An 11333-nucleotide genomic window follows, 5' to 3' on the forward strand; every position below is an offset into this window, starting at 1 on the left:
TCGAGAAAGGCGGCCGCAATGTCCGGGAATGGTTTGCAGCCAGAAACCAGTTTGCTATCATGTTCGGGGAGCGCTTCAACGCGTGACCGTATCTGAAACCCGCATGGGCCAGGCCAGATACACAGAGTTCATGACACTCCCGCGCAACGCGCTCGCCTTCCTCAAACTCGCGTCTATCCGCCTCATGCTGCGAAGGCTCTGTTCAAAATGAATAACTTTTCGGACCGACTCTGACATAAAAGAAAACTGGCTCATACTTGCCCTTTGCGATCCTGATATGGACAGGATCTTGGTGTCCCTCCTGCGCGTTATATTGCCTGACGGGCAAACCAGAGACAGCTGACAGACTCTTCGCTCTGTTTCTGATTTGGCAATGGACCGAGATCATTCCGCAAACGCCGAGGCTTGTTTATCTGGCCGGCACTTTCTTCTTCAACGCCTCGAACCCGATGATTACATCGAGAAGCTCGGTAGTGATTTCAGTTTGGCGTAATGTTCGCGTGTCGGATTTGAGTTCTTCCAGCCTGTCATCGACAGATTGTTCGGCCTGCTGCATCAGCGCAAGCCGTGCTGCGTTTTCGGTGACCATCGCTTCTGCCGCAGCCCGGAACAAGCTCGCAAACAGGTGACTGCGGACCTGCGCCCTGAACAGATCGTCCGCCGGCATTGAATGATATGGCAGGCTTCGCGAGTCCCAGGGCTTTGTGCGAAGATCATGCAGCAGCGACGGATCAAGCGGCAGCAAAGCCGCGATCCTGAGTGTCGGTAAATCCGCCTCTCCGCGCGCGGAATAGGCGAGAGACACGGCAATTTCACCAGGGTGGCTGGCCCGCCTGATCTCGTCAAGCCGCCCGGTCAGAAGGTTGGCAAGCCGTTCCAAGCCGTCGACAGACGCGGCAGGAAAGAACGTTTTCTCAACATCGAATCCTTGATCCTGCAGGGCATCCGCCATTTGAGCACCAATGCAGAGCACGGTCATGGCATCGCCGGGGTCCTTATCGACATGTTGCCTCACATGCGCGGCAATAGCCTCATTGTAATTCCCACACAGACCGTGATCGGAGCCAAAAGCAACAAGGACACGCGCGGCGATGTCGGAGGAGGCAGCATCCAGTGGACCGACGCCGGACAGGAAGGCATGCAACCCGTCCAGAACCGTTTGATGATAGGCTTCGATGGCCAGGGCGGCGTGCTCATAAGGAGCAGCATTGATCACCGACAGAGTTTTCATCGTGTGAACGACGCTGCGAATGCCCTGTATGCTGGCCGTGCGCCGCACCAGAGTATCAAGGGTTTGCGCCATCTTGCTCCTCCAGAGCCTTGCGCGCATTTTGCCCGAGCGTGATCATCCGGTTCCGGTCATCATCCTCCAGTGCCGCGTTTTGCGAGATCCGCTTTGCAATATCGTCCAGATCACGCGCAGTGGCTGTTCTGATGGCCGTCATGACCCGGAAGGTATCGGCCTCGCTCAAACTGTCAAACCCGCCGTCCATGGCTGTGATCAGAACAGCAAGTTGTTCGATCGCCGGAATCGGATCGCGCTCGGCCTGCCTTAACGACGCCCGTACCGCAGCGCCCCGCGTCAGCCGCGCGCGGGTCGCGTCGTCCAGACGCGTACCGAAACGGGCAAAATCCTCCAGCTCCTCAAATTGCGACAAGGTCACACGCAGGTTTCCGGCGACAGACCGGAAGGCTTTGCTTTGCGCCTTGCCGCCGACGCGCGAGACCGACACGCCCAGATCGACGGCCGGAAACTGGTTCTTGCGCACAAGCCGGGGCGACAGATAGATTTGCCCGTCGGTGATCGAAATCAGGTTGGTCGGAATATAGGCCGACAGGTTTTCCGCCTGGGTCTCGACCACCGGAAGCACAGTGATCGACCCGCCGCCGGCTTTTTGCGTAAACTGGCCCGCGCGCTCCAGCAACCGGGCATGGATGTAGAAGATATCGCCGGGAAAGGCCTCCCGTCCCGGGGGACGGCGCAGCAGCAGCGACAGTTCACGGTAGGACCGGGCGTGATGAGTCAGATCATCCAGCACAACCAGAACATCGCGTCCCTCACCCGAGAAATGCTCTGCCATCGTCAGGGCTGCATAGGGCGCGACGTAGGCAAGGCCGGCAGCCCCCTCATCACCAGCGGACATGACAATGCTCCGCTCCATCATGCCACCCTCACGGATTGCCTCGATTACCTTGGCGACCGCATCGCCACGCTGCCCTGTGGCGCAATAGATACAGATCAGGTCGCTGGATTTCTGATTGAGGATCGCATCCACGGCCAGCGACGTCTTGCCGGTCTGCCGGTCGCCGATCACCAGTTGGCGCTGCCCGAGACCAACCGGGACGGCTGCATCGATCACCTTGATACCCGTCGCCAGAGGACGTGTGATGGCTTGCCGGTCGAGGATTTTCGGGGCGTCCATCTCAACGGCTCGTGTTGCCTGTGACTTGATTTCACCCAAGCCATCCTGCGGGTTGCCAAGTGCGTCCACAACACGCCCCAGCAGCGCATGGCCAACCCGGGCACTGACAACCTTGTTCGACCGCAACACGCTCTCTCCCACGGCCACACGGTCGGACGGCCCAAGAAGGACAACTCCCAACCGTCCCGGCTCAAGATCGAGAACGATGCCCTGCACACCGCTGGCAAATTGAAGCAACTCGTCAGACAGGGCGCGCTCCAACCCGGCAACAATCGCGATCCCGTCACCAACCTCGGCAACCGATCCGATTTCGCTCAGGCACGGACCCGGGGACGGGCTGTCCAGAAGTGTCTTCAAGATCAATTCGGGACCGGTTTCAACCGGGCGGACTTCAACGCTCATGGCGTAGCACTTCCGGCTGGTTTGCCTTGCTCAGCTGTTCTCCGATCACGGCATCAAGGCCATCGATATAAGAGTCCACTGTCCAGGCGAGCTCCGCACCCCCCATCCGCAGAACCAGACCGGGAGATTGCTTTGCATCCGTCTCGAAGTGCACTGCGATGGCGGGGAAAACCGTCCCCAATTCCGTAGCCAGTTCGGCTTGCGCTGCTGACGACAGCGTGTCGTGACTGGTCACCACGGCGCTTGCCGGCTGCCCCGCGGTGTGACGCAGATCCGCAGCCGTCGACTTCATCTGCAGGGCGAGATGATGTGCCATCTGCCCTTCAAGCCCTTGGTCCGCCAGGTCACCCAATGCTTTGCGCAAGAGGGACAACAGCGCGCGGGCGCCCGCCTGATGCATCCCGGTAGTGAATTTTTTCGTCTCCTCGTCAAGATGCGCGGTCCACGTCACATACTCGCGGTCCATCCGTTCCCGCGCTTCGGTGAGAAGCGCATCGCGATGCTCTTCGGCTTTCTTCCGGATCGTTTCCGCCATCTCGGATTGCGCGACATGCAGCGCCCGAACCTTTTCGTGGTAATCCGCCTCGACGGATTGCGCCTTCTCCTTCGCAAGCACGGCGGCTTTCATCCTGTCCGCAATCTCTGCCTCACGTGCATCGATGCCGTCGAGGATGGGACGGTAGAAAAATCGCTTCAATAGCCAGACCAGCACCAGAAAATTGGCGATCTGAGCCGCGACGGTGATCCAGTCGATGGACATGGGTCAGTTGCCCGCAACTTTTGCCGCTTCCAGAGCCGCGGTCCAGAATGGGTTGGCAAAAATCAGGATCATGGCGACGACGAAGCAATAGATCGCGGTCGACTCGATCATCGCCAGGCTGACGAATAGAGTCCGCGAAATGGTCGAGGCGGCATCCGGCTGTTGCGCGATCGCGCTGAGTGCTGTTGCGGCTGTGCGCCCTTCGCCCAGCGCCGGACCGATGGCACCGAACGACACGGTCAGCCCGGCAGTAAAGATAGAGATTGCGGCGATGATGCCAAGGTCTGTCATGGAGTATCCTTTTCAGGCTGCGAGGATTCTTTGGGAGCGGTAGCGGCGGAGATGTAGACCGTCGCCAGAATTGCAAAGATGTAGGCTTGGATCATCCCGGTCAGAAGGCCCAGCAGATCCATCACCACGGGAAAGAAGAACGGCACCACACTGAGCAGGATGACCCCGATGACGGCACCGCTCATGATGTTGCCGTAAAGCCGCATCGCCAGGGATATCGCCCGTGTGAATTCTGAAATGATGTTGAAGGGGAGCATTATGAATGAAGGCTCCAGATATGTTTTAAGGTACCCGCCTAGCCCCCGACTGATGATGCCAAAGAGTGGCACCGCAATCACAACAGAGAGCGCCAGCGCGGTGGTCGTCGACAAGGAGGACGTCGGCGGTTCAAACCCCGGAACGACCAGCAGCAGGTTGGACATGGCGACGAACAGGAACAGTGTTCCCGAGAAATAGAGCAAGTGCCGCGAGGGACCCGGGGCGATTTCCTGAATCTGTCCCTGAATGCCCTGCAGGATGACTTCCAGCATCGTCCGCCAGCGGTTGGGCGGCACATCGGGCCGCAAGTTTCGGGTGATCAGCATTGACACCAGCGTCAACACCGCCATCACCACCCAGGTGTAGAAAATGGTCGCATTGATCGGGATGCCCCAGACTTCGAACATGATGGTCTGATCGGGGGACAGGTTCATGGCGCGTCCCCTGTGGCTGCTTCACTGCGGGCAAGGGTCGTGGCCACAAACCGCACGACCAGGAACGCGACGCCATAGCCGAGACCGGCCCACGGTCCGCCTTGACTGACAACGACCCAACCAATACTGAGGAAGGCTGCAAGGCGCAGCGCGGCGCTCAGTGTCAGGATTCCAACGGGTGTTTTGGTACGCAATGCGCGCCGAATACCAATGGCCAGGCCGGCGAAGAAGACGATCCCCATAACCGTGCCGATGGCGAATCCGAGCATCGCGGCAGTCCAGTCAATTTCGATCATTTGCGTCCCTCCTTGTTCATCCACATCCCGGCGATGAATGCTCCAAGAACGACGCCGCCCAGGATCAGGCTGATGGTCCACGAAAAGCTTTGCGGCGCGACACGATCGAGCCAGATCCCCAGAAGCGCGCCGCCGACCGTGGGCACTGCGACCGACCAGCCGATCATCCCGAAGGTACTGATACCCATAAGCGGGCTCGGACCTGGATTTTCGCGCGTCGATTTCATCCGCTTGGCGTGACGGCCGATATCCTCGGTGGGCTTGTCTGGTGTTGGCGTCATTGCTGCGGCCTCCGCAGTTCCGCAAACCGCCGGACCATGTCCGCTTCGAGCCGCGACAGCGCGGACCGCGCCTGCCGCTCGTCCTCGTCCATCTGAATGAAGCTCGCCTCGACTGTGTTCTGCAAACTGTCGAGATCATCGCCATGCACTCCGCGCAGCGCGGCAACCGAGACGTCGTGCCCCTTCTTCACCAGCAGGCCTTCATCGAGGCCGAAGATTTCCTCGGATCCATCGACAAGGCGCAACGTCATGACCGACGGCACCAGCGCGGTGACAAAATCGACGTGGTTCGGCCAGAGGCCGAACGCACCATTGGGGGCAACTGCGGTCACGCGCGTCGCCCGCCCCTCAAAAAGCATGCGATCAGGCAGGCGCAGGATGACATTCATGTCGGATGCCATGCTCATGATTTGGCCTCCAGATCATCCAGACCGCCGATCATGTAATAGGCGCTTTCGGGAAGGTCGAACTGGGTTTGGCCGAGAATCGTCTCGCAGCCAGCCAGCGTATCGGCGATCGGCACCATCTTGCCTTCCATGCCGCTGAAGGAACCCGTCGTGAAAAAGGGCTGCGTGAGAAACCTTTCCAACCGGCGGGCGCGGGCCACAGTGGCGCGGTCAGCCGCCGACAGTTCCTCAAGTCCGAGCATGGCGATGATGTCCCGCAGTTCCTCATACTCGGCCAGTGTCCTGCGCACTGCGCGGGCGATGTCATAGTGCCGCTGCCCGACCACCGAAGGTGTCAGCATCACCGAGGCCGAGGCCAGCGGATCGACAGCCGGATAGAGCCCTTCGCTCGCGCGCTTGCGCGACAACACCACCGAGGCCGAAAGATGCGAGAAGATATGTGCGGCTGCAGGGTCCGTGAAATCATCGGCGGGCACATACACTGCCTGGATCGACGTAATTGCGCCGCGCTTGGTCGAGGTGATGCGTTCTTCCAGACCGGCAAGTTCGGTTGCCAGGGTTGGCTGGTACCCGACACGGGACGGCATGCGTCCCATCAGTCCCGAAACCTCGGATCCCGCCTGGACGAAGCGGAAGATGTTGTCGATCAGCAGCAGAACGTCTTGCCCTTTATCTTCACGGAAATACTCCGCCATCGTCAGTGCGGTGTTGCCCACCAGAAACCGGACGCCGGGCGCTTCGTTCATCTGGCCGAAGAGCATCACGGTCTTGTCGCGCACGCCCGCCTCGCCCATCTCGCGGTACAACTCCTCCGCCTCGCGCGACCGTTCGCCGATCCCGCAGAACAGGCTCACCCCCTTGTGGTGTTGCACGGTGTTGTTGATCAGCTCGGTGATCAAAACGGTCTTGCCCACGCCCGCGCCGCCGAATAGCCCGGTCTTGCCACCGCGTTCAATGGGCGACAGCAGATCGATGGCCTTTATCCCTGTCTCTAGGATCTTGGAGTGCAGCACGCGATCGTTCAGCTTCGGTGGAGGCTGGTGAATAGAGCGGCGTTCACTCACCACCGGCGCAGGACGGCCATCGATTGGCGCGCCGAAGACATCCAGCATCCGACCCAGAACAGCGTCACCCACGGGAACCATGATTGGCCCTCCGGTCGCCTTCACCGTCATGCCAAGGCCAAGCCCGCGCACCGGCGCCAGCGCCATGGCCCGCACCATGCCGTGGCCGATCAAGCCGGCCACTTCCAACGCAACTTCTCCGGCATAAAGCAGATCGTGAATGTTGGGAACCGGTCCCTCGAACACCACATCGACAACACCACCGCGAATGGCAGCGATGTGGCCGTCAGTCTGTGTGTCAGGTTTGGGAAGGTCCGTGATGTTCATCTGGGTTCCTCAGGTCTCCTTTAACACACGGGTACCAGCCGTGCCATCAAGGATGGACATGGCATCGGCCAATCGGCCGATCCCCGAAACACCGCCACGATCCGCAAAATCGCTGGCGGCGCGCAACTTTGGCCCCATCGACCCTTTTGGCATATCAAGCGCACGTTTCATCCGGCGTCAGCCGGTCAAGCGGCGTGGCAGCATTCGTACCAGAATCCTGGTAGACCGCATTGACATCGGTCAACAGCAACAAGGCATCCGCACCGATATCGGCGGCCAGAGGCGCGCGGGCGGCATGCTTGTCAATCACCGCTTCAACCCCGATCAGACTGCCATCCGGTTTGCGCAGCACCGGGATGCCGCCACCACCTGTACAAATCACGATCACGCCCTGATCAAGCAGCAATCACAAGACGCGCAGATCCGGAATTTCCAAGGGCTTCGGAGACGCCACGACACGCCGCCAAAAGTCTCCGTCCTGCGCAATTGGTCCGGCAAAACAAACGGAATAATCATGGAATAGATCACTGGCGCCGTCAGAACCACCAAGGGACGTGCGCCGGCGATATAAGGCATTTCCCGCCAAGCTCAAACTTCACCTAAATCACCGTGCCAAGCGGATGCCACCCAGACGTGTAAAATTGAATAACGCCCGCTAAGAATATGGCCTAGGGGTTTCGTTTGTACAGTCTGCAGGCGTGCGATTCCGTTTGGTGCAAGGCACCGACGACGATAATGAATAACCGACCTATCAACGACCAAATGATAACCTGCCGCTGCGCGGTGCAGCTGCACTGACCCAAGGGTAACCCTCCTTGAGAGCCACTCTCCAGATTCAATGCATGGCGTTTTCTTTAGCCTTTTGCCATTCCAGACAACCGCGCAGTGCAGTGTTGTCATCAAGGACAAGCTTGACCGGTAACGTAGCCATTGTCTCAGCCATGCGGCCCTTGGCTTGGAATGCGGTCAGGAACCGGTTTTCCGGATCGGACATGAATGAGTCCAATCCACGGGCGACACCACCGGTGACGTACACACCGCCGGTTGCCAGGAACACCAGCGCCAGATCACCTGCAGTTCGGCCCAGAATGCGGACAAACTCATGACAGGCGCGTGCGGCAAGTCCATCGCCTTGCTCAAGCGCGGCGGGAATAATCTGATGACTGGTTGCGTGAATTGGCGTCTGGTTCTCAAGTCTGCACAGTGTTTGATAGATTTCGCCCAGCCCCGAACCGGACAAAACGCGATCAAACGAGCAGCGGCCGTATTTTTGTGTGAAACGGTGCTGCAGGGCGCGATCAAAATCTGTCTCGGCAACAAAGGTGGAATGCCCGGCCTCACAACATACCACAGATCCGTTTGACAGGCGCGCCGCACAATTGAACCCGGTCCCCGCCCCCAGAATGAGTTTTGTGCCGTTGCCGGTGGCGCCGCTGGCTTCATTGAGGCTGCGCAGTTCCAACGATTGGGGAGACGACATCGCATGCCCCAATGCCTCGAAATCGTTAATCAGGAAGACTTCCGGCACCCCGGTTGCCCGGCTGATTTCATCGCGGTCGATGGTCCAGTCCAGGTTTGTCAGCGCGACGACATCCCCCGTCACCGGCGCGGCCAGTGCGATAACCATTTTTTCGGCAGGCGCGATGCCGGACCGTTCATGGTAGTGCCGCATCAATGCCGTGAAGGAAGCGTGATTGCTGTTTTCGAAGCGAGCCACAGATGCCGCATCCAGATGGCCATCGACATATTGGCCTATGCGGCAGTGGGTCCCTCCCAGATCACAGACACGCACAATCATCGCGTGACCGTGACTTTGTTGAGATGCTGCGGCGCATCCGGGTTAAGCCCCAGGCTCACCGACAACTCTTCGACGAACAGGTAGAAGCTCAGGATCTGGGCGATCGGATCGAGCAGACTGTGCCCGGTCTTCACACTTGGCAAGCCGTGTCCGCCGGTGTTCCTGCTGTCTACCGTGAACACGCTCGACCCGGTTTCGCGCAGGCGATTGACCGCATTCTCGGTGCCCGCCCGCCCTGCATCATCGCTCATGAAGGCAAGCGCGGTCATGGATTTTCCTGACAGCGCCAATGGCCCATGAATGAGTTCTGCAGCACTGAACGCCTCCGCCGGCATCAGGCAGGTTTCCTTCAGCTTGAGAGCGGCTTCATTGGCAATACCCAGTCCCGGGCCACGCGCAGTCACGAAAACATTGCCGGGGGCTTGGAATGTCCCGAGCGCAGCTGTCCAGTTGCATTCCAACGCCTTTCCAAGATCATCCGGCAGACGACGCAAGGCCTCCACCATTGACTGATCTCCCGACCATCCGGCGACAACCGCAGCCAGGGCCACCAGGGACGCGATGTAGGTTTTTGTCGCCGCAACCGCCAGTTCTGGTCCGGCCGACATGTCGAGCACAGTGTCTGTGGCTTTGGCCAGAGGAGAGTTTCGCTGGTTGGTCAGAGAAATACCATCCGCGCCAGACTGCCTTGCGGCTTCCATGAAAAGTCGCAAATCATCACTGCCACCAGACTGCGAAATCGCCATGACCGGCGTTTTCTCCAGCTTCCATTTGGTCCCGTAGACCGAAGAAACCGACGGCCCGATCGATGCGACCGGTACACCCAGACGCATCTCGACGAGATACTTGAAGTAAGTCGCGGCATGATCGGAGCTGCCACGCGCGCTTGTAACAACCAGATTCGGGTCAAGTGCCGCCAGCCGCTCGCCGAGTGCCAGATAGACTTCCAGCGATGTCTCAATCTGCTCCGCTACGACGGCGGGAACAGACAGAACCTCCGCCTTCATCCGGGTCATTCCTGGTATGATGGTCATCAACAATGGGCCTGTGGGTTGAGGGACTGTCCCCATTTAGTCTTGCGGGCTTGGGATCCGTGCAACCAGCGGCACATAGTCCTCAAGATCGGGCGCCGGGAAGTTCACATTCTGACCGATTTCGGCCGAACGATAGAGCCCCATCAGAATCTCGACGACCGCCAGGCCATCATGGAACGTTTCGGTGGGCGTCTCCCCCTTGCGGAAACATTCGGTCATGTGCCGGTTCTCATCGGTATAGCCGTAAATGCCGGCCTCATCTTCGAGCACCGGCATCAGCCCCTGCTCGGCATTTTGCTTCTCGACCAGATCCTCACCTTCCGAGCCTGTGACTTCGCGGGACATGAACACTTTCAACCCGGTAGAAAGTGAATTGAATTCCATGGAGTATTCAGGGCCAAGCAACTCCAGCTGGATACGCAGCCCGGCACCCACATAGGCCCAGGAGGTGGTGGCCTCGATTACAAGTTCGTTGCCCTGCTCGTCTTCAAGCAGGATCGTGCCACGGGCAAAATCCTCGGATGGCCGGTTCCGGTAGTCGACGCCCTTGCCGTACCGCTCTGCCAGTTGTGCCGCATATTTGGGCCGTGTCCACTTGAGGTTGGCCACGGTTCCACTGACCGATTTGACGCGCAGGGATTTGCGATCCGCACCAGGCTCGGTCAGCAAATGACGCGCAACTTCGACACTGTGGCACATCATGTCCGAGAGCACACCGCCGCCTTGCTTGTCGCCCTGCCAGAACCATGGCGCGTGCGGGCCGGAATGTTCTTCGGCGGCGCGGGCGAGGTAAGGCCGCCCTGTCGTCGAGGCGGCGCGACGCCAGATGATTTCCTTGCCACGCAGAACCGGCGTGCAAAAGACCTGATTTTCAAGATAGCCGTGGTTCAGGCCGGCGGCTTCAGCCAGCTCCAGCATTTCCCGTGCCTCGCCAATGGTGCGTGCCAACGGCTTCTCGCAGGCAACCGCAAACACCCTGGACCGCTTGGCGGTCACCTCGGCATGAATGGTGCGCATGATGTCGAGACGTGTGTGGTTGGGCGACAGGATCCAGACCGCGTCAATCGTGTCATCCTGCAGCATGGCCTCGAGCGTCGCGAATGCCTTGCACGGTCCGAGTTCAAGATCAGTCGCAAGCTTTGAAAACCGGGCGCGGTTTTCCGCATTGCGGCTGTAGACGCCAGCCACCGATATGTTTCGCACTCCCAGCATGGAACGCAGATGGAACTCGGCGATAAACCCGGAACCAATAATGCCGATATTGAGGGTCTTTTTTACTGGATTGCTCACGGGCAGGCCTCTTTCTTCAGTCAATTGTGGTCAGGATTGGGAACTGCGGTCGATTCACGAACGATAAGTTCGGTCGGCAGAACGGTTGGGTCGCCGGGTGCTGCCTTGCCATTCATGACGTCCAGCAAGACCGACATGGCACGTTCGCCAATATCCAGCCGCGGCTGGCTGATGGTTGTCAGCGATGGCAGGAAGGCTTCACTGAAAGCGATGTTGTCGAAGCCAATGACAGACAAGTCCTGCGGGATTTTCAATCCACGCTGATGGG

14 protein-coding genes and 1 pseudogene are annotated in these 11333 nt (G+C 59.3%); 1 reads left to right on the top strand and 14 read right to left on the bottom strand.

The window, feature by feature from the left end:
* Positions 1–124: 124 nt before the first annotated feature.
* Positions 125–211 (top strand): annotated as a pseudogene (locus tag ABJN75_RS12640) (IS5/IS1182 family transposase); the annotation flags it as partial.
* 198 nt (positions 212–409) lie between these two features.
* Here ABJN75_RS12640 and ABJN75_RS12645 read toward each other — a convergent pair.
* The 14 genes from ABJN75_RS12645 to ABJN75_RS12710 all read right to left on the bottom strand — a co-directional run.
* Positions 410–1303: a FoF1 ATP synthase subunit gamma gene (locus ABJN75_RS12645; RefSeq protein ID WP_348439951.1), complete on the bottom strand. Its 894-nt coding sequence runs from the start codon at positions 1301–1303 to the stop codon at positions 410–412.
* Positions 1287–2825, bottom strand: coding sequence for a F0F1 ATP synthase subunit alpha (locus tag ABJN75_RS12650; RefSeq protein WP_348439952.1), 1539 nt, complete (start codon positions 2823–2825; stop codon positions 1287–1289). Before ABJN75_RS12650 ends, ABJN75_RS12645 begins: the two co-directional genes overlap by 17 nt.
* Positions 2815–3585 (bottom strand): F0F1 ATP synthase subunit B, encoded by a 771-nt coding sequence (locus tag ABJN75_RS12655; RefSeq protein WP_348439953.1) that lies wholly within the window; start codon positions 3583–3585, stop codon positions 2815–2817. The genes ABJN75_RS12650 and ABJN75_RS12655 overlap by 11 nt, the downstream gene beginning before the upstream one ends.
* A 3-nt stretch (positions 3586–3588) precedes the next feature.
* The gene (locus ABJN75_RS12660) at positions 3589–3876 is read right to left on the bottom strand and encodes a F0F1 ATP synthase subunit C (RefSeq protein WP_047028518.1); all 288 of its coding nucleotides are present in this window, start codon (positions 3874–3876) and stop codon (positions 3589–3591) included.
* Positions 3873–4568: a F0F1 ATP synthase subunit A gene (locus tag ABJN75_RS12665; RefSeq protein ID WP_348439954.1), complete on the bottom strand. Its 696-nt coding sequence runs from the start codon at positions 4566–4568 to the stop codon at positions 3873–3875. The genes ABJN75_RS12660 and ABJN75_RS12665 overlap by 4 nt, the downstream gene beginning before the upstream one ends.
* Positions 4565–4864, bottom strand: coding sequence for an ATP synthase subunit I (locus ABJN75_RS12670; RefSeq protein ID WP_348439956.1), 300 nt, complete (start codon positions 4862–4864; stop codon positions 4565–4567). The genes ABJN75_RS12665 and ABJN75_RS12670 overlap by 4 nt, the downstream gene beginning before the upstream one ends.
* On the bottom strand, positions 4861–5145 hold the full coding sequence (locus ABJN75_RS12675) for an AtpZ/AtpI family protein (protein WP_348439957.1): 285 nt from the start codon (positions 5143–5145) through the stop codon (positions 4861–4863). The genes ABJN75_RS12670 and ABJN75_RS12675 overlap by 4 nt, the downstream gene beginning before the upstream one ends.
* Positions 5142–5552, bottom strand: coding sequence for an ATPase (locus tag ABJN75_RS12680; protein ID WP_348439959.1), 411 nt, complete (start codon positions 5550–5552; stop codon positions 5142–5144). Before ABJN75_RS12680 ends, ABJN75_RS12675 begins: the two co-directional genes overlap by 4 nt.
* A complete protein-coding gene (atpD, locus tag ABJN75_RS12685; protein ID WP_348439960.1) occupies positions 5549–6943 on the bottom strand; it encodes a F0F1 ATP synthase subunit beta in 1395 nt (464 codons plus the stop codon). The genes ABJN75_RS12680 and atpD overlap by 4 nt, the downstream gene beginning before the upstream one ends.
* Before the next feature lie 154 nt (positions 6944–7097).
* On the bottom strand, positions 7098–7331 hold the full coding sequence (locus ABJN75_RS12690) for a hypothetical protein (RefSeq protein ID WP_348439961.1): 234 nt from the start codon (positions 7329–7331) through the stop codon (positions 7098–7100).
* A gap of 447 nt (positions 7332–7778) precedes the next feature.
* Positions 7779–8741 (bottom strand): glucokinase, encoded by a 963-nt coding sequence (locus ABJN75_RS12695; protein ID WP_348439962.1) that lies wholly within the window; start codon positions 8739–8741, stop codon positions 7779–7781.
* On the bottom strand, positions 8738–9775 hold the full coding sequence (locus tag ABJN75_RS12700) for an SIS domain-containing protein (RefSeq protein WP_348439963.1): 1038 nt from the start codon (positions 9773–9775) through the stop codon (positions 8738–8740). Before ABJN75_RS12700 ends, ABJN75_RS12695 begins: the two co-directional genes overlap by 4 nt.
* A gap of 36 nt (positions 9776–9811) precedes the next feature.
* On the bottom strand, positions 9812–11065 hold the full coding sequence (locus ABJN75_RS12705; protein WP_348439964.1) for a Gfo/Idh/MocA family oxidoreductase: 1254 nt from the start codon (positions 11063–11065) through the stop codon (positions 9812–9814).
* 20 nt (positions 11066–11085) lie between these two features.
* A partial coding sequence (locus ABJN75_RS12710) for a substrate-binding domain-containing protein (RefSeq protein ID WP_348439965.1) occupies positions 11086–11333 on the bottom strand: 248 nt, incomplete at its 5' end.

Source organism: Hoeflea sp. (assembly GCF_039975035.1).
Lineage (GTDB): Bacteria > Pseudomonadota > Alphaproteobacteria > Rhizobiales > Rhizobiaceae > Hoeflea.